This is a genomic window from Noviherbaspirillum galbum, from assembly GCF_010974945.1.
Classification (GTDB): domain Bacteria; phylum Pseudomonadota; class Gammaproteobacteria; order Burkholderiales; family Burkholderiaceae_D; genus Noviherbaspirillum; species Noviherbaspirillum galbum.
This window is the reverse complement of record NZ_JAAIVB010000042.1, coordinates 1-21058: the sequence shown is the minus strand read 5'-3', so window position 1 is coordinate 21058 and position 21058 is coordinate 1. Positions and strand designations below refer to the sequence as shown.

Sequence of the window (21058 nt, the reverse complement as noted above, 5' to 3'; positions counted from 1 at the left end):
GCCGCAACCTTGGCCGGCGTGGCCGTGCCTTTCCTTGCATTTTTCGCTTCCTGCGCAGCTCTCGCCGTCTCCGCCGTCGCGGCAGGCCTCGCGTGGCGCAAATCAAGAGCACAGGAAATCCTCGTGCCACTGCTTCTGATTATTGCAGCCATCGGAGTAGGAATCGCCCAACCTCTCGGCCTCAAGGTACTCGCGTTGCCGAAAGCGGACGGGTTGCCCTACATGCCCGTGGAATCGCGCGTGGTGAAGACCTACGGCGAGGGCGTTTGGTTTGAAGGCATAGCCGCCGGGCCGGATGGCACGCTCTATCTCGGCGCAAACCGGGGACTTGATTTTGCTCGCAGCGATTACTGGCGCGATGCCGAAGGCCAGGTCATAGCGCGTAGCCCCGATGGCAACGAACGGCTGCTTTTCCGTATGCCGAAAGGATCCGCTGCCGGCGTAATCACAATTGGCAGTGATGGCACGCTGTACATGACAAGCAATGGAGCAACCCCGAGCGTTTGGCGTCTCCCCTACAATGGCAACCCCGAACTCTTCATCCGGCTGCCTGAAGGCGCTTGGCCGAATGGCATCGACTTCGGTCCCGATGGCAAGCTGTATGTTGCAGACAGCAATCTCGGCGTGGTGTGGCGCGTCGACACGCAATCTGGCCGCATTGAACGTGCGGTGGACGATAAGCAGTTACGGGCTCGGCCTTTCATCTCGCTCGCGCCTGGCGCCAATGGCTTGCACTTCCGCGGATCCGACATGATCGTGACCGTGTCCGATCACACGACGTTGCTGGCATATGCGCTGCAATCCGATGGACGTTTTGGTGAACCCCAAGTGCTCGCCACGGGCATCCCGGGCGATGACTTTGCAATTGGCGAGGATGGATCACTTTACGTCACTACCCACCCCTACGACACGATCGTGCAAATTTTGTCCTCGGGGGAGCGTCGCGTAATAGGCGACGCCAGGCAGAGGATCATTGGAGCCACCGACGCAGTTTTTGGACGAGCCCCCGGAGACCGGGATACGTTGTACGTGGTCACGGATGGAGGTGCGTTCACCGGCGGCCCGCACACCCGCGGTGAACTCATCGCTTTGAAGCCTCGCGCTTTGACTTCTCGAACCAATGAGAGATGAAAAAATATAGGTGTGGAAGTACATTTTTTCGACCGCTTTAGATTGGCAAGGGCCTGTCGCTGGCGACCAGGCAAGGTTCGGAAGGTGGCCCACAGCAATCGGCACCACTGCGGCGGGCCGCCGGCGAATTTCGACAAAAGCATCGACAAGGTCCGAAAAGTCGCATCACTTTGGCGCGAAGTGTGCGAACCGCCTGGATCTTCAACTCTCCGGCTGCAAATAATCTGGCGTACCAGAGGAAGCTAGGGAAGCAGCGGCTTCATCGATGCGCCGAGCCTTCAGGCCGTTTGCAGCTCACCATCCAGCGACTATTCCCCGCCGCCGTCCAGCGCGGTTTCGATGTCCTTGCGCGTCAAACCCGGCGCGAACTGCAGAATGAATTCATAGGTATATGAACGCAGGTAGGCGCCGCGCCGCACCGCCAGCCGCGTGACGTTCGGCGCAAACAGGTGCCGGGCGTCGCGCGCCACGAGGCCGGGCGTGCGGTGCCGCTCGACGGCCATCGCCGCCACCAGTCCTACGCCCAGTCCCAGCGAGACGTATTGCTGGATCACGTCGGAGTCCATGGCGGTGAGCACGATGTCCGGTTCCATGCCGGCTTCGCGGAAGGCATCGTCGATGTGCCCGCGCCCGGTGAAACCGACGTCATAGGTGATCAGCGGATGCTGCGCCAGGTCGTGCAGGCTGATGCGCTCCAGCGCGGCCAGCGGATGGGTTTCCGGCATCACGATAACGTGCTGCCATGAATAGCAGGGAAAGGACACCAGCTCATCGAACTGACTCAGGCCCTCGGTGGCGATGCCGATGTCCGCCTTGCCGGACATGACCCATTCGGCGATGTGTTCCGGCGAACTCTGCTGGAGCGCGATGCGCACTTCGGGAAAGGTTTGGCGGAAGGATTGCACCACCTGCGGCAATGCGTAGCGCGCCTGGGTGTGGGTGGTGGCGACGGTCAGGGTGCCGCGCTTTTCCGCGGAATATTCCTGGCTCGCCTGGCGCAGGTTTTCCGCTTCCAGCAGCAGGCGCTCGACGATCTGCAGGATGCCCTTGCCCGGCTCGGTCAGCCCGGTCAGGCGCTTGCCGTTGCGCTCGAAGATTTCCACGCCGAGCTCGTCCTCTAGCTCGCGGATCTGCCGGCTCACGCCGGGCTGCGACGTGAAAAGCACGTTCGCCACTTCCGTCAGGTTGTAGTTGCGCCGCGCCGCTTCGCGGATGGAACGCAGTTGCTGGAAATTCATGGTCTTCTCCCTTATCGTGGCTGGTGTGGCTGATGTGCCTGGTCCACGAAGACGCGCATGCGCTTCGGCCGCACCAGCAGCGTTTCGCCTTCCTGCAGGTCGAGCTGGCTGAAGCGATCGGTGGAAATCACCGCCTCGATCAGCTGCGCATTGTCGGCGCGCTCCAGCTCGAGCTGGGCCAGCGGTCCGATCGCGTGGGCACGGCGCAACCTGGCGACGATGCCATCCGCTTCCGCGCTGTAGCGCGCAACCTCCAGCTCATGCGGACGCACGAAGCCCACGCCGGAGGCATCCTGCGCCCCGGCATGATCGGGCGCATGCATGCGCACCCCGTCAGCATCGAGCACACCCTCGTGCACGCGGCCATGGAACAGGTTGACGTTGCCGAGGAAGCCGTACACGAAGGGCGAGGCGGGATGGTTGTACACCGCGTCCGGCGAGCCGATCTGCTCGACCTTGCCCTTGTTCATGAGCACCACCTGGTCCGCCACTTCCAGCGCCTCTTCCTGGTCGTGCGTGACGAAGATGCTGGTGACGTGCAGCTCGTCGTGCAGCCGGCGCAGCCAGCGCCGCAGTTCCTTGCGCACCTTGGCGTCGAGCGCGCCGAAGGGTTCGTCCAGCAGCAGCACCCGCGGCTCCACCGCGAGCGCGCGCGCCAGGGCGATGCGCTGGCGCTGGCCGCCGGAAAGCTGCGGCGGATAGCGGTCGGCGAGCCAGTCGAGCTGTACCAGTTCCAGCAGCGACATCACCTTGCCGCGGATCTCGGATTCCGAGGGCCGCAGGTGGCGCGGCTTGACGCGCAGGCCGAAGGCGATGTTCTCGAACACGCTCATGTGCTTGAACAAGGCATAGTGCTGGAACACGAAGCCGACCTGTCGCTCGCGCACGTGATGCGACGACGCGTCTTCGCCATCGAGGAAGACATGTCCGGCATCCGGCTGCTCGAGTCCCGCGATGATGCGCAGCAGCGTGGTCTTGCCGCATCCCGACGGCCCGAGCAGCGCAGTCAGCTCGCCTTGCGGGAAGTTCAGCGACACGTTGTCGAGGGCGACGAAGTTGCCGAAACGCTTGTTGATGTTTTTGACTTCAATACTCACAGGTATTCTCCGTTCACTCCCTCCCCTTCAAGGGGAGGGTCGGGGTGGGGATGGGTTTCGTCCGCAAGCAAAGAACAGAATCGATCTCGAGACCGCTCCAAATGCCGTTCTCTGCTCGCACCGGAACCCCATCCCCACCCTAAGCCGTCCACGATCTGCCTTGCAAGGCAGATCGGTTACGCAGGCGCAAGCCAGTGCCTTGCTAAACCCCTGCTTCCCCCCCTTGAAGGGGATGGGACAATATGCGATCCGATTGAAGAGAAGGGGACGATATGCGCTCCGCTTCATGGGACGACCCCGCCCTCCACTCCACAACCGTCTTCAACCCCAAGGTCACCAACGCCAGCATCGCCAGCAGCGACGCCACCGCGAACGCCGCGGCGAAGTTGTATTCGTTGTACAGAATCTCCACCTGCAGCGGCATGGTGTTGGTCTCGCCGCGAATATGTCCCGACACCACCGACACCGCGCCGAACTCGCCCATCGCCCGCGCGTTGCACAGGATCACGCCGTACAGCAGGCCCCACTTGATGTTGGGCAGGGTCACGTGCCAGAAGGTGCGCCAGCCGGACGCGCCGAGCACCAGCGCGGCCTCTTCCTCCTCCGTGCCTTGCGACTGCATCAGCGGAATCAGTTCCCGCGCGACGAAGGGAAACGTGACGAAGATTGTCGCCAGCACGATGCCCGGCACGGCGAACAGAATCTTGATGTCATGCTCGCGCAGCCAGGGACCGAACCATCCCTGCGCGCCGAACAGCAGCACGTAGATCAGGCCGGAGATCACCGGCGACACCGAGAACGGCAGGTCGATCAGCGTCAGCAGCACGTTCTTGCCGCGGAACTCGAACTTGGCGATGGTCCAGGCGGCGGCCACGCCGAATACCAGGTTCAGGGGCACGGCGATGGCGGCGGTGATCAGGGTCAGGCGGATAGCCGACAGCGCGTCCGGATCGGTGATCGCCGCCAGGTAAGTGTCCGCGCCGCGCTTGAGGGCTTCGGTGAATACCGCCGCCAGCGGCACGAACAAAAACAGGGTCAGGAAGCCGAGCGCGACGCCGATCAGGAGGGCGCGCACCCAGATAGGCTCGACGGTGGCCGCCGGCGCGATGGCCGGTTCGCGCGGCACGGAAAGATGGGAAGCAGCGCCGGCCATGTCAGGCTTTCTCCGCCTGGCCGCGCTTGCGGGTCCAGGCTTGCAGCAGGTTGATCGCGAGGAGCATCAGGAAGGAAACGACCAACATGACCACGGCGATGGCGGTCGCGCCGGTGTAGTCGTATTGCTCCAGCTTGGTGATGATGAAGAGCGGCGTGATCTCCGACACCATCGGCATGTTGCCGGCGATGAAGATCACCGAGCCGTATTCCCCGGTCGCGCGGGCGAAGGCGAGCGCGAAGCCGGTCAGCAGGGCCGGCGCGATGGTCGGCAGGATCACACGGTAAAAGGTCTGCAGTCGCGAAGCGCCGAGGCTGGCCGCGGCCTCTTCAAGTTCGCGCTCGGCTTCCTCCAGCACCGGCTGGACCGTGCGCACGACGAAGGGCAGTCCGATGAAAGTCAGCGCCACCACCACCCCGACCGGCGTGAACGCCACCTTCAGGCCGAGCGGCTCGATCACGCGCCCGAACCAGCCGTTGGCGGAATACAGCGCGGTGAGCGCGATGCCGGCCACCGCCGTCGGCAGGGCGAACGGCAGGTCGACCAGGGCATCGATGATTTTCTTGCCGGGAAAGCGGTAGCGCACCAGCACCCAGGCCACGATGCCGCCGAAGACCACGTTCAGCGACGCCGCCAGCAGCGCGCCGCCGAAGGTCAGCTTGTATGACGCGACCACGCGCTCGGAAGAGACCGCGCGCCAGAACGCTTCCCATGTCATGGTGAAGGTCTTCAGGAACACGGCCGACAGCGGGATCAGCACGATCAGGCCGAGATACAGCAGCGTGAAGCCGAGCGACAGGTGGAATCCCGGGATCACCCGGGATGGCCTGCCAGGCGTGGCGTCCGCCGAAGCTGGCGCGGATAGGGACAAGGCAGCAGACATGCGGCTCCTTATTACGAATTCAGCTTAGGAAGACGCATGTTTGCATCAGCTTGTTATAAAGAGAACGACTTTTTTTGCATCCTCATAGACGGAAAGTGAATATGCGGAAGGCGGCGGACCGGCAAATCCTGCCCTCCCCGGGACGCTTTCCGGGCGTCAAAGCTTCGCGATGGAAACCTCGGTCGCCTTGACCAGCGCCACCACTTCCACGCCCGGCTCCAGGCCGAGGTCTCGGACCGAGCGCGTGGTGATGACCGATGTGACGATGCCGGCAGGCGTTTCCACGTCAACTTCCGATACCACAGGACCGTCGATGATGGCCTTGACCTTGCCCCGGAACTGGTTGCGTACATTGATTGCGGTGATGCTCATGGTGTTTCCTTTCGATGAAGAAAATGATCTTGGTTGTCAGTGTTTTGAAGGATCCAGGCAGGCTGCCCGCTCGTCAGACCGCCCAGGCAACTTGCCCGACGGTACGGAGGAGCGATACATCGCCCTGCCCGAAATCCGGGTCGCCGGCATGGCCGGGGCTTGGCGGATGCAGGAGCAACCGGGAAAGAATGGCTTCTTCCAGCCGCGCGAAGCTGGCATGTCCTCGGGCCCGCGGACGCGGCAGGTCGATGCGCTCATCCAGGGTGATCTCGCCGTGCTCGATGAGGATGACCCGGTCCGCGAGCGCGATGGCTTCCTGCACGTCGTGCGTTACCAGCACCGCGGTGAAGCCGCGCTCGCGCCACAGGTCTTCGATGAGCTGCTGCATCTCGATCCGGGTCAGGGCATCGAGCGCGCCGAGCGGTTCGTCGAGCAGCAGCAGTTGCGGGTCGTGCACCAGCGCCCGGGCCAGTGCCACGCGCTGGCGCTGGCCACCGGACAGCACCGCCGGCCATTCGCCGCCGCGCTCGGCGAGGCCCACCTTGGCCAGGGCCTGCGCCACCGGGGATCCGGCACGGGCGGCTGGCAGGCCGAGCCCGACGTTCGCCAGCACGCGCTTCCATGGCAGCAGGCGGGAATCCTGGAACATGATCCTCACCTCGGGCGCTTCCTCGCCGAACGCCACGCGACCGCCGCTCACCCCTTCCAGTCCGGCCAGGAGGCGCAGCAAGGTACTCTTGCCGCAACCGCTGCGGCCGACGATGGCGACGAACTCGCCCGGCGCGATGCGCAGGTCCAGGCCCTTGAGCACCTCTCGTCCGGCGTAGGACTTGCGCACCTGGCGCAGGTCGACCGCGACGCCTCGCCCGCCGCGTCCCCCTCTCCCGGGTTCTGCCGCGGGGCCGGCCGAGTCGCCAGCGTCATGAGCAGCCGAGGCAATCCCGGGCAACCCGACCACCGCGCCGACCTCGTGAAATTCAATGGGATGATGCATGCAGTCTCCTTATTGATAACCCGGATGCCAGCGCAGCGCGGCCTTCTCCACCCCGCGCGCCAGCATGTCGGCCAGCTTGCCGAGCAGCGCATAGAGCAGGATGCCGACCAGCACCACGTCGGTCTGCAGGAATTCCCGGGCATTCATTGTCATGTAGCCGATGCCCGACTGCGCGGAAATGGTTTCCGACACGATCAACAGCACCCATACCAGCCCCAGCGCGAAACGCACGCCGACCAGGATCGACGGCAAGGCGCCGGGCAGGATCACGTCGCGGTAAAGCGGCCAGCCCGACAGGCCATAGCTGCGTGCCATCTCGATCAGTCCCTTGTCCACCGAGCGGATGCCATGGAAGGTGTTCAGGTAGACCGGAAAGAACACGCCGACCGAGACCAGGAACAGCTTCGCGGTTTCATCGATGCCGAACCACAGGATCACCAGCGGGATCAGCGCCAACGCCGGGATGTTGCGGATCATCTGCAGCGTGGTGTCGAGCAGGGTTTCGGCGGTGCGGAAGGTTCCGGTCAGCAGGCCCAGCAGCAGCCCCAGCCCGCCGCCGACCGCGAAGGCCGACATGGCGCGCCAGGCGCTGGTCTTGAGATGTCCCCAGAGTTCGCCGGACGATGCAAGTTCGACCGCGGCGCGCAGCACCGCGACCGGCTCCGGCAACACCCGGCTGGAAAGCCAGCCGGCGGCGGACGACCATTCCCAGAGCGCCAGCAGCAGCACCGGAACGGCCCAGGGCAGCAGCCCGGCATGCAGGCGCTGCAGGGAGGCTGCCCACGCCTTGCCGGCTGGCTTGGCCGATGCGTGCGCCGCGGCCGGTTTGTCAGTGATGATGGCAGACATGATTCCTCCTCAGCTTTGCGATACCTTGGGCACGTAGGCATTGCCCACAACCTCGCCGAAGGGACCGGTCAGGGTCGCGGACGAAGGGCCGGCGCCGCGCTTGCCGATCAGTGGAAACACCAGCTCGGCGAAGCGGTAGGCTTCCTCGAGGTGCGGATAGCCGGACAGGATGAAGGTCTCGATGCCGAGGTCCGCGTATTCCTGCATGCGCGCCGCCACCGTCCGCGGATCGCCCACCAGCGCCGTGCCCGCCCCGCCCCGCACCAGTCCCACGCCGGCCCAGAGGTTGGGCGACACTTCCAGCTTGTCGCGCCGGCCGCCGTGCAAGGCCGCCATGCGGCGCTGGCCGACGGAATCCATCCTGGCGAAGGCCGACTGCGCGCGTTCGATGACGGCATCGTCGACGTGCTTGATCAACTCGTCGGCAGCCTTCCATGCCTCGTCATTGGTCTCGCGCACGATCACATGCAGGCGTATGCCGAAGCGCACGGTGCGGCCATGCCTGGCCGCGCGGGCGCGGATGTCGGCGATCTTTTCCGCGACCGCGGCCGGCGGTTCGCCCCAGGTGAGGTAGACGTCCACCTGCTCCGCCGCGAGTTCGTGCGCCGCTTCCGAGGAGCCGCCGAAATACAGCGGCGGATGCGGCTTCTGCACCGCAGGATACAAGGTCCTCGCGCCCTTCACGCTGAGGTGCTTGCCCTCGAAGTGATAGCCCGCCTCGCCGCCGGTACCAGCCAGCGCGTTGCGCCAGATGTCCAGGAACTCCGAGGAAATCTCGTAGCGCGTGGCATGGTCGGCGAAGACGCCGTCGGCCTCGAGTTCGGCCTGGTCGCCGCCCGTCACCACGTTCACCAGCAGGCGTCCGCCGGACAGCCGGTCGAAGGTCGCGGCGGTGCGGATTGCCAGCCCGGGGCTGCTCAGGCCGGGACGGATCGCGACCAGGAATTTCAGCCGGCTCGTCGCGCCAATCAGACTGGACGCGACCACCCAGGGATCTTCGCAGGAGCGTCCGGTGGGAATCAGTACACCGTCATAGCCGTTGGTATCGGCGGCCACCGCGATCTGGCGCAGGTAGTCGTAGTTAACCTCGCGCGCGCCGGCGCTGGTGCCGAGGTAGCGGCTGTCGCCATGGGTAGGCAGGAACCAGAAAACATTCAGGGTCATGGTGTTTCTCCTCAGTTCTTCGCTTGCAGCACCGCATCCTTGATGCTGATCTTCTTCGGGATCAGCTTCAGCGCGCTGAAGGTATCGGCGATCTTTTGCTGTTCGTCGAGCACGGCGGGTGTCACCGGCGATACGCCGTAGGCATAGCGGTTGGCGGCCAGTTCCACCGCCGCCGGGTCGAGGCCCACCTGCGTGGACAGGATGCCCGCCACTTCCTTGATGTTGCCCTTGCTCCATTCATCGACCTTTTCCAGTTCATCCTGGACGATCCTGAGCACCTCGCCGTTCTTCTGCGCATAGCCGCGCGACGCGAGGAAGAACTGGTGATTGCTGACCAGGCCCTTGCCGTCGGCAAGCACGCGCGCGCCAAGCTGTTTTTCGGCGGCCGCGAGGAAGGGATCCCAGATCACCCAGGCATCGACGCTGCCACGCTCGAAGGCGGCGCGGGCATCGGCCGGCGGCAGGTACACCGGCTGGATGTCCTTGTATTCCACGTTTGCCTTTTCCAGCGCCTTCACCAGCAGGTAATGCACGTTGGAGCCCTTGTTGAGCGCAACCTTCTTGCCCTTCAGGTCGGCCACGGACTTGATGGCGGAGCCTTTCGGCACGACGATGGCTTCCGACTGCGGCGCGGCGGGCTCGTTCGAGACGTACACCAGGTCGGCGCCTGCCGCCTGCGCGAAGATGGGCGGCGCTTCGCCCACCGTGCCGAAGTCGACGCTGCCGACGTTCAAGGCTTCGAGCAACACCGGGCCGGAAGGAAATTCGTTCCACTTGACCGTGATGCCCTGCGGCGCGAGGCGTTTCTCCAGCGTGCCGCGCGCCTTCAGGATGGTGAGCGTACCGTACTTCTGATAACCGATGCGCAGTTCCTTCGACTGCGCGAGCGCCTGAGCAGGAAAGGCAAGCGCGAGCGCGCCGGCGGAGACGAGCGCGGACAGCAGGCCGAGGGCGTGGCGTCTGGACGCGCGGTGACGGGAAGATTGTTTCATGTGGATTCCTTTGCTGGGTAAAGTCGTTTCTTGATGTCGTTGGAATTCGAGGCAAGGCGCCGCCCTCGCCACGATGCGCGAGGCATCGCGGCGTGATTGCAGGGCCAGCGGGGAAGGACGCGCGGCGGCGTCAGACGCTACATCGCACCGCGGAGAAAGGCACCGATGCGAACGATGCCGACCCGTGCGCATGCGCGGCGTGCAGGAGCGCTGACAAGTTCTGCACGCCGTCATGGATGCGCTGTTCGATGCCGGGATCGAGCGCGATGCCCTTGTCCGACCACTGCACCTGCGCATCCGTGGCATAGACGCTCGGCAGGACATGCCTGGCACCCAACGCGGACAGCACCGGGCGCAAGGCGTAATCGAGCGCCAGCATGTGCGACTGGCTGCCGCCGGTGGCAAGGGGAAGGACCAGCTTGCCGGCAAAACCGTCTTGCCGAAGCAGGTCGAGGAAGGCTTTCAGCACGCCGCTGTACGCCGCCTTGTAGACCGGCGTGGCGATGACGATCGCATCTGCCTCGTCAACATGCGCCTTCGCCACCTTGATGTCGCCATTGTTGAAATCGGCGTGCAGCAAGGCTTGCGCCGGCAGGTCGAGCACATGCAGCATGCGCGTCCGGTGGCCGGCGGTCTGCAGCCGCTCGGCGGCGTATTGCAGCAAGCGCGTGGAGCGCGAAGGGATGGACGGGCTGCCCGCGAGCAGGAGTATGCTCATGATGCCTCGGCCGGAAGCGGTGGTCGCGTGTGCTGCATCTGTGCTCCGTGTCGTTGATTGCTGGAGACGCCAGATTAAAGAAAGCCCCGGCCGGGGGGAACGAATCGTTTTATGGTTCGATATGCATGCTGCGACTAAGGCGGCGCATAAGCTCATGCGCTCCGCGCCGCATCCGGGATGGCATCAGTTCCAGCGTCCCGCCGTGCCGCCCGCGCTGAAGCGTCCCGCGCCGAGGCAGGCCACCGCGAGCGCGCCCGCGAGATACAGGCCCTGCAGTTCAAGCGCCCAACCGCCCGTCTTGCTGATCGACATCAGATCGTTCATGTGCACCAGCGCGACCGCAACGACCATGTTGATGGCGATGACGAGCGCGGCCGGGCGGGTCATGATGCCGATCAGCATCAGCAGCGGCGCCAGCACCTCGCCGACGTACACCAGGTAACCCAGCGCAGGCGGCAAGCCGGCCTTGCCGACGATGCCGACGATGAAGTCCGGCCCGCCCATGATCTTCGCGACCCCATGGAAGAGAATGAGGACGGCAATCGTTGCCCGCAGGATGAGTTTGCCCAGGTCCTCCAGGGCGCTGCCCCCTCTGTCGCTGTTCACATTACGCATGATTGCTCCTTTTCCTTGTTTGCGGATAGCTTGACGCGCAGGACGGAGCGCTGTTTTGCGTCTCGTCTATGCTTCGACCATGAATCCTGAAAACTTGTCCCCGAAGGAGTGCATCCAACGGAGCGTCGCGCATCGTGGCAGACTATGTCTTTCACGATCCGCTTGTTCAACCACTTTTCCAGGGAGAATGTCATGACCACCTCCAGAAAGGTCGCCGTGCTCGTCGGCAGCCTGCGCAAGGATTCGATCAACCGCAAGATGGCCAAGGCCCTGGTCGCGATGGCGCCACCGTCGCTGCAGATGGCAATCGTCGAAATCGGCCAGCTGCCGCTTTACAATCAGGACGACGATGCCAATCCGCCGCAAGCCTCGCGCGACTTCAAGCAGCAGATCCAGTCGTCGGATGCGGTGCTGTTCATCACGCCGGAGTACAACCGCTCCGTGCCCGGCGTACTCAAGAACGCGATCGACATCGCTTCGCGTCCCTACGGGCAAAGCGCCTGGGACGGCAAGCCCGCCGGCGTGATCTCGGTATCGCCGGGTGCAATCGGCGGGTTCGGCGCCAATCATCACCTGCGGCAGTCGCTGGTGTTCCTGAACATGCCGGTGCTTCAGCAGCCCGAAGCCTATGTCGGCGGCGCGGGGGATTTGTTTGACGACCAAGGGAAGATCAAGAATGATTCCACGCGGCAGTTCATGGAGAAATTCCTGGCGGCTTATGAAGGCTGGGTGGGGAAGAATGCGAAGTGACGGGTGGAACCCTCCGTTATTCCCGCAACCCTCTGTCATTCCCGCGTAGGCGGGAATCCCATCGTGCGGTTCTCCGGACGACCGAAATGGGATCCCCGCCTGCGCGGGGATGACGGAGCGTGGCCCCGGTGCCGGAAGGTAGCGCGGCTGACAAAGCAATGCAAACCTCGCTATGCCCTCACCCCCGAACCACCGGCCACAACACCACCCCCCAGGTCGCAACCGCCAGACACAACGCCAGCATCACCGCCGCACTTCCCAGATCCTTCGCATTCTTCGAAAGCGGATGCCGCTCGAAAGAAATCCGGTCAACAACCGCCTCGATGGCCGAGTTGATCAACTCGACGATCAACACCAGCACCAACACGCCAATCAGCGCCAGCCTGTGCAACGCCGGCACCGGCAGGAACAACGCCAGCACGCTCGCCGGCACCACCAGCAGCAATTCCTGCCGGAACGCATGCTCGTTGCGCCACGCAGCCTGGAACCCATGCAGGGAATAAAAAAAAGCGGCGAAGATTCGCTTCACGCCGCTTTTGCTTTTGAACTCGCTGATCTGCTCGGAGTCGTTCATCGTCGCTGTTGTCGTTCCTTGTAAAGCTCCCGGAACGTCTTTCCGGAAGGCGCGGGCATGTCGCGGTAATCGGTCCAGCCGCCCGCGAACGGCAGGCGCGAAATCGTCTTTTTGCCGCCGGCAAGAAGCCGCATGAAGCGTACACCAATCCGGCTCGCCAGTCGATAAAGCGCGGGACGTTTCGCGGCGAAGGCCCACAGCGCGAGGCCGAGGCGTTCGGTGCCGGGACGCAGGTGCTGAGCGACCTGCTTTTCCCGCAGCTTGCGCAGCAGGTCGGGCAAGGGAATCTTGACCGGGCACACGACGTGGCATTCGCCGCACAGGGTGGACGCCTGCGGCAGGTCCACGGCGTTCTCCACGCCGACGTAGGACGGCGTGAGCACGCTGCCCATCGGACCGGGATAGACCCAGCCGTAGCTGTGCCCGCCGATCTTCTGGTAGACCGGGCAATGGTTCATGCAGGCGCCGCAGCGGATGCAGCGCAGCATGTCCTCGAACTCGGTGCCGACCAGGCCGGTGCGGCCGCCGTCGACCAGCACGAAATACATGTGCTCCGGGCCATCCTGGTCGCCGGCGCGCCGCGGCCCGGTGAGCAGGGACACGTAGTTGGAAATCGATTGTCCCGTTGCCGAACGCGGCAGCAGGCGCATCACCGTGGCGAAATCTTCCAGCGTCGGCAGGACCTTTTCGATGCCGGTCACGACCACGTGCACCTTGGGTGGCACGATGGTGCACATGCCTTCGTTGCCCTCGTTGGTGACGATGGCTACCGAGCCGGTCTCGGCGATCACGAAATTGCCGCCGGTGATGCCCATGTCCGCCGACAGGAAATGCGGACGCAGCATCTCGCGCGCCTCGCGCGTCATCTGCGGAATGTCGGTCAGGCGCGGCCGGTTGTGCACGCGGGCGAAGAGGTCGGAGATCTCTTCCTTGTCCTTGTGCACCACCGGCGCGATGATGTGCGACGGCGCTTCGTTATCGTTGATCTGCAGGATGTATTCGCCGAGGTCGGTCTCCACCGGCTGGATGCCGGCCGCTTCCAGCGCCTTGTTGAGCGCCATTTCCTCGGACACCATCGATTTCGTCTTGATGGCCTTCTTCACGCCATGGGTCTTGCCGATCTCGACCACGAGGCGCGCCGCGTCTTCGGCGCTTTCGGCGAACAGCACGGTCGCGCCGTTGCGGGTGGCGTTCGCCTCGAAGGTTTCCAGCCAGACGTCGAGGTTCTTGATGGCGCGCATGCGCTTCTCGATGGCGGCGTCGCGCGTGCCCTCGAAGTCATCGAGTTCGAGGATGGCGATGGCCCGGCCGCTGACGAACTTGGTGGACAGCTTCTTGAGATTCTGCTGCAGGCGCTGGTCGGCCAGCTTCTTGCCGGCGCGCTCCTTGAAATGCATGGACTGGACTTGCATCACCGCCCTCCCTTGCCTGCAGTGCCGTCGTTGCCGCCGAGATCGCCTGCCAATACCTGCGCCACGTGCAGCACCCGGGTGTCGTGGTCGCCGGTGCGCCGCAGGCGGCCTTCGATGTTGAGCATGCAGCCGAGGTCGCCGAGGACCACCGCGCGCGCGCCGGTGTCGTGGATGTTCCGGCATTTCTCATCGACGATGGCCGAGGAGATGTCGCCGTACTTGAGCGCGAAGGTGCCGCCGAAGCCGCAGCACTGGCGGCTGTCGCGCATCTCCTTCACTTCCACGCCCGCCTGCTCCAGCAAGGCGCGCGGCTGGCGCTGCACGCCGAGTTCGCGCAAGCCGCAGCAGGAATCATGGTAGGTCACCGCGCCGGCCAGGCCGCCCTGCCCCGGCAGGCTCCCGGGCGTCAGCTTGGCCACGCTGTAGAGGAAGTCCGTCAGTTCATAGACGCGCGGCGCGAGCCTTTCCACGCGCGCCAGCCAGGCGGGGTCGTCGCGGAACAGGTCGGCATAGTGGGTCTTGACGTTGCCGCCGCAGGAGCCGGACGGGATGACGACATACTCGAATCCTTCGAACTCCTCGATGAATTTCTCCGCGAGCGAGCGCGCCGCCTTGCGGTCGCCGGAACTGTATCCCGGCTGGCCGCAGCAGGTCTGCGATTCCGGAACGAAGACCTCGCAACCCGCCGCCTCGAGCAGCGTGAGCGCGGAAAAGCCGATTTCCGGCCGCATCGCATCCACCAGGCACGTCACAAACAAGCCGACTTTCATGGCAACTCTCTTCCGTTTCAAGAATGCCCATTATGACCCTGCTCCTGGGCGCTCACACGGCGAGGCAGGATGAAAATTATTGCGCGCCTCGCCGCAAATTTTTTCCGCACACCTTTTTCATTTTTTCACGATGTGATATAAAGAACTTATTGCGACGCACCAACCACATGATGAAATGAAAACGGAACAAGCTTCGCCGGACAGCCAGGTCTCGATCCAGGTCATTGAACGCATGATCTCCCTGCTGGATGCCCTGGCGCAATATCCCGATCCCGTCAGCCTCAAGGAATTGTCGACCGTCACCGGCCTGCATCCTTCGACGGCGCACCGCATCCTCAACGACCTCGTGATCAAGCGCTTCGTCGACCGCGCCGAAGCGGGGTCGTACCGGCTCGGCATGCGCCTGCTGGAGCTGGGCAACATCGTCAAGAGCCGGCTCAACGTGCGCGAGGCGGCGCTGGACTTCATGCGCGCCCTGCACCGCCGCACCCACCAGACGGTGAACCTGTCGGTCCGCCAGGGCGACGAGATCGTGTACATCGACCGCGCGTTCTCGGAACGCTCCGGCATGCAGGTGGTGCGCGCCATCGGCGGCCGCGCGCCGCTGCACCTGACCTCCACCGGCAAGCTCTTCCTGTCGGCGGACGATCCCAAGCTGGTGCGGGCCTACGCCACCCGGACCGGGCTCGCCGGCCATAACAAGAATTCCATCACCGACCTGGCCAAGCTGGAAAGGGAACTCAGCCTGGTGCGGGCACGCGGCTACGCGCGGGACAACGAGGAGCTTGAACTCGGGGTGCGCTGCATGGCCGCCGGCATCCACGATGACACCGGCAAGCTGATTGCCGGCCTGTCGATCTCCGCTCCCGCCGACCGCCTCCAGGAAGAATGGGTCGACGACCTGGTGTCCACCGCGGCGCAGATCTCGGCGGTGCTCGGTTTCGTGGCGGAAGGCGCCGCCGCCTGACACCCTGCGGTTTCAGGCAACGCGGCGGTAGAGGTCCTTCCCTTCGTTCATGGGCCTATACCAGCACCGGAAGGAAGCCAGATCGGCTTCTTGGGCCAGTTCCACGCTGAGCAGCCCGAACATCGGCATGCTTTCGTGAAAGAGCTGGAGCGCGCGGTTGCGCAGCGGCGCGCCGAATTCGGTGAGCGCGCCGTGGCAGGTGATGAGCTGGAATTCATTGAAGGACGCATCGGTCGCGAGGCTGTATTGCGCCCACACCACGTTGCTGCACAGGCCCTCGGCGAACACGGCCTCGCCGCCACGCACGGCGACGTATTGCGACAGGGCCCCCTTGCCGCCGCTGCGCAGGTGATTGCCGGCGTATTCCTCCAGCCGCTCCGCCGGAAAGCGGCAGGCCCGCATGTCGTCCAGCACGGCTTCGCAGGCGGTGGTGGCGAAGATCTGCGTCTTGCCGTGCAGCCCCTCTTCCTCGAGCAGGATCGCCAGCCCGGCCACGTCTTCCGCCGACGCGCATTCGGCAACCCAGACTCGCGGCGATGCGCAGGACCGCAGCCAGGGCACCAGCGCGCGCCGCAGCGCGAACATGCGGTCGGCATCGGCCAGCAGGCCCGCTGGACGGCTGCCCAGCGCGAGCAGCAGGCGCTGGCAGGCCGGCGCGTCATGCATCATCTTTTCCTGCAGTCCTGAAATGGTCTGCACGCCTTCCTGCCGCATCAGCACCTGCAGCTTGCGGCGCACCGTTTCGCGCCGGTAGCCGCGGTAATCCAGGCCGAAGCGCTGGAACACTCCTTCCAGCAGCAGGTCGGTCTCCAGGCTTTCGATGGCGCGCGGATCGTCGCTCACGGTCTCGCCCCGGTCCTTACTGATGCAGCCAGACGCGCATCAGCGACAGCAGCTGCGCCACGTCCACCGGCTTGGTGATGTAGTCGGAAGCGCCGGCGGCAAGGCATTTGTCGCGGTCGCCCTTCATGGCCTTTGCGGTCAGGGTGATGATGGGCAGCGACTTGAACTTGGGAATGCGGCGGATCGCGCGCATCGTGTCATAGCCATCCATCTCCGGCATCATGATGTCCATCAGCACGATCTCGATGGACGGATCCTTTTCGAGGACCTCGATGCCATCCTTGCCGTTTTCCGCGAACAACACCTTCATCTGGTGGCGTTCCAGCACCGAGCTCAGGGCGAAGATGTTGCGCAGGTCGTCGTCCACGATCAGCACCTTGCGGCCGGCGAGGCCGCCGTCGGCGGAATGGATGTCTTCCAGCATGCGGCGCTGGGCTTCCGGCAGGCTGGTCGTCGAGCGGTGCAGGAACAGCGCGGTCTCGTCGAGCAGGCGTTCCGGCGAGCGCGCGTCCTTGATCACGATGGTCTTGGCGATGCGCTTGAGGCGCGTGACTTCCTTGCGCGTCGGCTCCTTCGCGGTGTACACCACGATGGGCATGCTGCGCAGCGCCGGGTCTTCGCCGACCTTGTCGAGCAGGTCGAAGCCGCTGATGTCGGGCAGGCTGAGATCGACCACCATGCAGTCGAAGGGCTGGGTGCGCAAGGCGTCCATGGCCGCTTCGCCGCTGCCGACGGCGACGATGTTGACGTCGGTGGCGCCGATCAGGCCGACCATCGCGTCGCGCTGCATCTCATCATCCTCCACGATCAGGAGGTGCCGTTCGCCGCGGATCAGGAACTGCTGGATGCGGGCGAATTCTTCCTGCAGGCGATCCCGGCTCACCGGCTTGTGCAGGTAGGAAATCGCGCCTTGCCGCAGCGCGCGCTCGCGTTCCTTCAGGTTGCTCATGACATGCACGGGAATGTGCCGGGTGCCGGGATCGCGCTTGAGGCGCTCCAGCACGGTGAAGCCGTCGATGTCCGGCAGGTCGATGTCGAGCAGGATGGCCGCCGGCAGGTAGTCGCGGGCGAGAGTGAGCGCCGAGTCGCCCTGGTGCGTGACGATGCCCTTGAAGTTGCGTTCGCGCGCGAAGTCGAGCAGCACGTCGGCGAACCGGGCGTCATCCTCGACGATCAGCACCGCCGGGTCGCCGGGGGCGATCAGCGAGCGGTCGTCGAGCGCGGTGTCGTAGGGCGAAAGCGGCATGGCGACGCCCGGCAGCACGTTCTCGCCCGGCGTGTATTCCACCTCCAAAGGAGCCGGAGAATACATCACGCTGGCTGCGCCGGCGGATGCCAGCGCGACGGCTTCCTGCACCATCGTCAGGGCGGGCTGGTGCTGGACCGGATCGTGCTGGATGAAGCCGGTTCGGTTGTAAGGCAGGTACAAGGTAAAGGTGCTGCCCACGCCGACCGCGCTCTCCACCCGGATTTCGCCGCCGAGCAGGCGCGCCAGTTCGCGGCTGATCGACAGGCCCAGGCCGGTACCGCCGTACTTGCGCGCGGTACTGCCGTCCGCCTGCTGGAAGGCCTCGAAGATCAGCTGCAGCTTGTCGGAGGGAATGCCGACGCCGGTGTCGGTCACGGAGAAGGCCAGCACCGCGTCGGCCTGGTGCAGGTTCGGATGCTCCGGCGTCCAGCCCGAGCGGGCGAGGCCGATCCGCAGCGATACGCTGCCGTCGCTCGTGAACTTGAACGCGTTCGACAGCAGGTTCTTCAAAATCTGCTGCAGGCGCGTGGTGTCGGTCATCATCGACACCGGCAGCTCGTTGGCCAGCTCCACCGAGAAGCCGAGGTGCTTGGCTTCGGCCATGTGGCGGAAGGTGCGCTCCACGTAGCCGGACAGGGTGCGGAAGCGGTATTCGCTGACTTCCAGCGTCACCGTGCCGGACTCGATCTTCGACAGGTCGAGGATGTCGTTGATCAGGGTCAGCAGGTCGCTGCCCGAGCCGTAGATGGTGCGCGCGAACTCGACCTGGCGGTCGGTCAGGTTGCCTTCCGGGTTGTCGGAAAGCTGCTGGGCCAGGATGAGCAGCGAGTTGAGCGGCGTACGCAGTTCGTGCGACATGTTGGCCAGGAACTCGGACTTGTATTTCGAGGACAGGGCAAGCTGCGTGGCCTTTTCTTCCAGCGCCATCTTGGCCTGTTCCACTTCGCGGTTCTTGCGTTCCACCTCGATGTTCTGGTCGGAGAGCAAGCGCGCCTTCTCCGCCAGTTCCAGGTTGGTCTGCTGCAGTTCCTGCGCCAGCGACTGGGACTGCGTCAGCAGCGACTCGGTGCGGCTGTTGGCCTCGATGGTGTTGAGCACCACGCCGATCGATTCCATGAGCTGGTCGAGGAACCAGAGGTGGGTCTCGGTGAAGCGGTCGAGGGAAGCGATCTCGATCACCGCCTTGACCTGCTGCTCGAACAGGATGGGCAGCACCACGATGTTGGTCGGCGGCGCGGCGCCGAGGCCGGACGATACCTGGATGTAGTCGCGCGGCACGTTGGTCAGCCAGATGCGCTGCTTCTCGAGCGCGCATTGCCCGACCAGGCCCTCGCCCGGCAGGAAGGACGTCGGCAGCTTGCGGCTGGAACGATAACCATAGCTGGCGATCATGCGCAGGCGGGCATCATGGTCCTGCGAGTCCATCATGTAGAACACGCCGTGGTGCGCGGACACCAGCGGCGCGAGTTCGGAGAGAATCAGCGTGGTCACCGCGGTCAGGTCGCGCTGGCCCTGGAGCAGGCGGGTGAAGCGCGCGAGGTTGGTCTTGAGCCAGTCCTGTTGCGCGTTCTTCTGCGTGGTCTCCTTCAGGTTGCGGATCATCTCGTTAATGTTGTCCTTGAGGTCCGCCACCTCGCCGCGCGCTTCCACCTGGATGGAACGCGACAGGTCGCCGCGCGTCACCGCCGTCGCCACTTCCGCGATCGCCCGCACCTGGGTGGTGAGGTTGGCGGCGAGCTGGTTGACGTTTTCCGTCAAGTCCTTCCACGTGCCTGCGGCGCCCGGCACCGAGGCCTGGCCGCCGAGCTTGCCCTCCACGCCCACCTCGCGCGCCACCGTCGTGGCCTGGTCCGCGAACACAGCGAGCGTGTCGGTCATTTCGTTGATGGTGTTCGCCAGGGCCGCGATCTCACCGCGCGCCGCCACGGTCAGCTTCTTCTTCAGGTCGCCGTTCGCCACGGCGGTCACCACGCCTGCGATGCCGCGCACCTGGGCGGTGAGGTTGGCCGCCATGAAGTTCACGTTGTCGGTCAGGTCCTTCCAGGTGCCGGCGGCGCCTTCTACCTGCGCCTGGCCGCCAAGCTTGCCTTCGGTGCCCACCTCCCGCGCCACCCGCGTCACTTCCGAGGCGAACGAGGACAACTGGTCCACCATCACGTTGATGGTGTTTTTCAGCTCGAGAATTTCGCCCTTCACGTCCACCGTGATCTTCTTGGAGAGGTCGCCGCGCGCCACGGCGGTGGTCACATCCGCGATGTTACGCACCTGCGCCGTGAGGTTCGACGCCATGAAGTTCACGTTGTCGGTCAGGTCCTTCCATGTCCCCGAGGCGCCGGGCACGTTGGCCTGGCCGCCGAGACGGCCTTCGGTGCCCACCTCGCGCGCCACCCGCGTCACCTCGGAGGCGAATGACCGCAACTGGTCCACCATGGTGTTGATGGTGTCCTTGAGCTGCAGGATTTCGCCGCGCACGTCCACGGTAATCTTCTTCGACAGGTCGCCTCGCGCCACCGCGGTCGTCACGTCAGCGATGTTACGCACCTGAGAGGTCAGGTTGCCGGCCATGGAGTTCACCGAGTCGGTCAAGTCTTTCCAGGTGCCCGCCACGCCGGGCACGTTGGCCTGGCCGCCGAGCTTGCCTTCCGTACCCACTTCCCGCGCAACGCGCGTCACTTCCGACGCGAACGAGGACAACTGGTCCACCATCACGTTGATGGTGTTTTTCAGCTCGAGAATTTCGCCCTTCACGTCCACCGTGATTTTCTTGGAAAGGTCGCCGCGCGCCACGGCGGTCGTCACTTCCGCGATGTTACGCACCTGGCCGGTGAGGTTGGACGCCATGAAGTTCACGTTGTCGGTCAGGTCCTTCCAGGTGCCGCCCACGCCTTTCACCTGGGCTTGCCCGCCGAGCTTGCCTTCGGTACCCACCTCGCGCGCCACCCGCGTCACCTCCGATGCGAAGGAGTTGAGCTGGTCCACCATCACGTTGATGGTGTTCTTCAACTCGAAAATTTCCCCGCGCACGTCCACCGTGATCTTCTTGGAAAGGTCGCCGTTCGCCACGGCCGTCGTCACGTCGGCGATGTTACGCACCTGGGCGGTGAGGTTGCCGGCCATGGAGTTCACGGAGTCCGTCAAGTCCTTCCAGGTGCCCGCCACGCCGGGCACGTTGGCCTGGCCGCCGAGCTTGCCTTCCGTACCCACTTCCCGCGCCACCCGCGTCACCTCCGATGCGAAGGAGTTGAGCTGGTCCACCATCACGTTGATGGTGTCTTTCAGCTCTAGGA

The 21058-nt window shown here is 64.6% G+C and carries 19 protein-coding genes; 3 read left to right on the top strand and 16 right to left on the bottom strand.

Annotated features, from left to right (window positions below; translation table 11 throughout):
* A partial coding sequence (locus tag G3574_RS12945; protein ID WP_163963750.1) for an SMP-30/gluconolactonase/LRE family protein occupies positions 1–1131 on the top strand: 1131 nt, incomplete at its 5' end.
* Positions 1132–1439: 308 nt separating this feature from the next.
* Here G3574_RS12945 and G3574_RS12940 read toward each other — a convergent pair.
* The 11 genes from G3574_RS12940 to G3574_RS12890 all read right to left on the bottom strand — a co-directional run bounded on the left by G3574_RS12940 (position 1440) and on the right by G3574_RS12890 (position 11206).
* The gene (locus G3574_RS12940; RefSeq protein WP_163963748.1) at positions 1440–2369 is read right to left on the bottom strand and encodes a CysB family HTH-type transcriptional regulator; all 930 of its coding nucleotides are present in this window, start codon (positions 2367–2369) and stop codon (positions 1440–1442) included.
* Positions 2370–2380: 11 nt separating this feature from the next.
* Positions 2381–3466, bottom strand: a complete 1086-nt coding sequence (locus tag G3574_RS12935) for a sulfate/molybdate ABC transporter ATP-binding protein (RefSeq protein WP_163963746.1) — start codon at positions 3464–3466, stop codon at positions 2381–2383.
* Between the two features lie 202 nt (positions 3467–3668).
* Positions 3669–4619: a sulfate ABC transporter permease subunit CysW gene (gene cysW / locus G3574_RS12930; protein ID WP_163963743.1), complete on the bottom strand. Its 951-nt coding sequence runs from the start codon at positions 4617–4619 to the stop codon at positions 3669–3671.
* 1 nt (position 4620) lies between these two features.
* Positions 4621–5502, bottom strand: a complete 882-nt coding sequence (cysT, locus tag G3574_RS12925) for a sulfate ABC transporter permease subunit CysT (protein ID WP_163963741.1) — start codon at positions 5500–5502, stop codon at positions 4621–4623.
* 156 nt (positions 5503–5658) lie between these two features.
* Positions 5659–5874, bottom strand: a complete 216-nt coding sequence (locus G3574_RS12920) for a TOBE domain-containing protein (protein WP_163963738.1) — start codon at positions 5872–5874, stop codon at positions 5659–5661.
* Between the two features lie 73 nt (positions 5875–5947).
* Positions 5948–6868 (bottom strand): ATP-binding cassette domain-containing protein, encoded by a 921-nt coding sequence (locus tag G3574_RS12915; protein WP_163963736.1) that lies wholly within the window; start codon positions 6866–6868, stop codon positions 5948–5950.
* 9 nt (positions 6869–6877) lie between these two features.
* Positions 6878–7717, bottom strand: coding sequence for an aliphatic sulfonate ABC transporter permease SsuC (ssuC, locus tag G3574_RS12910; protein ID WP_163963735.1), 840 nt, complete (start codon positions 7715–7717; stop codon positions 6878–6880).
* Between the two features lie 9 nt (positions 7718–7726).
* Positions 7727–8875: an FMNH2-dependent alkanesulfonate monooxygenase gene (gene ssuD / locus G3574_RS12905; RefSeq protein WP_205609777.1), complete on the bottom strand. Its 1149-nt coding sequence runs from the start codon at positions 8873–8875 to the stop codon at positions 7727–7729.
* Between the two features lie 17 nt (positions 8876–8892).
* Positions 8893–9873: a sulfonate ABC transporter substrate-binding protein gene (locus G3574_RS12900; RefSeq protein WP_163963731.1), complete on the bottom strand. Its 981-nt coding sequence runs from the start codon at positions 9871–9873 to the stop codon at positions 8893–8895.
* 130 nt (positions 9874–10003) lie between these two features.
* Positions 10004–10591, bottom strand: coding sequence for an NADPH-dependent FMN reductase (gene ssuE, locus G3574_RS12895; protein ID WP_163963729.1), 588 nt, complete (start codon positions 10589–10591; stop codon positions 10004–10006).
* Between the two features lie 183 nt (positions 10592–10774).
* Positions 10775–11206 carry a DoxX family protein gene (locus G3574_RS12890; RefSeq protein ID WP_163963727.1) on the bottom strand — a complete coding sequence of 144 codons (432 nt, stop codon included), beginning with the start codon at positions 11204–11206 and terminating at the stop codon, positions 10775–10777.
* 192 nt (positions 11207–11398) lie between these two features.
* On the opposite strand from G3574_RS12890, the gene G3574_RS12885 reads away from it, so the two are divergent.
* Positions 11399–11956, top strand: coding sequence for an NADPH-dependent FMN reductase (locus G3574_RS12885; RefSeq protein WP_163963725.1), 558 nt, complete (start codon positions 11399–11401; stop codon positions 11954–11956).
* 178 nt (positions 11957–12134) lie between these two features.
* Here the strand turns inward: G3574_RS12885 and G3574_RS12880 are convergent, their stop codons facing one another.
* From G3574_RS12880 to G3574_RS12870, 3 genes are read right to left on the bottom strand one after another with little or no spacing between them, the layout of a single operon-like run.
* Positions 12135–12530 (bottom strand): diacylglycerol kinase, encoded by a 396-nt coding sequence (locus tag G3574_RS12880; RefSeq protein WP_163963723.1) that lies wholly within the window; start codon positions 12528–12530, stop codon positions 12135–12137.
* A complete protein-coding gene (locus tag G3574_RS12875; protein ID WP_163963721.1) occupies positions 12527–13942 on the bottom strand; it encodes a LutB/LldF family L-lactate oxidation iron-sulfur protein in 1416 nt (471 codons plus the stop codon). The genes G3574_RS12880 and G3574_RS12875 overlap by 4 nt, the downstream gene beginning before the upstream one ends.
* Complete coding sequence (locus G3574_RS12870) at positions 13942–14712, bottom strand: (Fe-S)-binding protein (RefSeq protein ID WP_163963718.1); 771 nt, start codon at positions 14710–14712, stop codon at positions 13942–13944. Before G3574_RS12870 ends, G3574_RS12875 begins: the two co-directional genes overlap by 1 nt.
* A gap of 175 nt (positions 14713–14887) precedes the next feature.
* Here G3574_RS12870 and G3574_RS12865 point away from each other — a divergent pair, with 175 nt between their 5' ends.
* Positions 14888–15679, top strand: coding sequence for an IclR family transcriptional regulator (locus G3574_RS12865; RefSeq protein WP_163963716.1), 792 nt, complete (start codon positions 14888–14890; stop codon positions 15677–15679).
* A gap of 12 nt (positions 15680–15691) precedes the next feature.
* On the opposite strand, the gene G3574_RS12860 is transcribed toward G3574_RS12865, so the two are convergent.
* Positions 15692–16522 carry a CheR family methyltransferase gene (locus tag G3574_RS12860; protein ID WP_163963714.1) on the bottom strand — a complete coding sequence of 277 codons (831 nt, stop codon included), beginning with the start codon at positions 16520–16522 and terminating at the stop codon, positions 15692–15694.
* A gap of 16 nt (positions 16523–16538) precedes the next feature.
* Positions 16539–21058 (bottom strand): response regulator (locus G3574_RS12855; RefSeq protein WP_163963712.1); only part of this gene is annotated, 4520 nt, incomplete at its 5' end.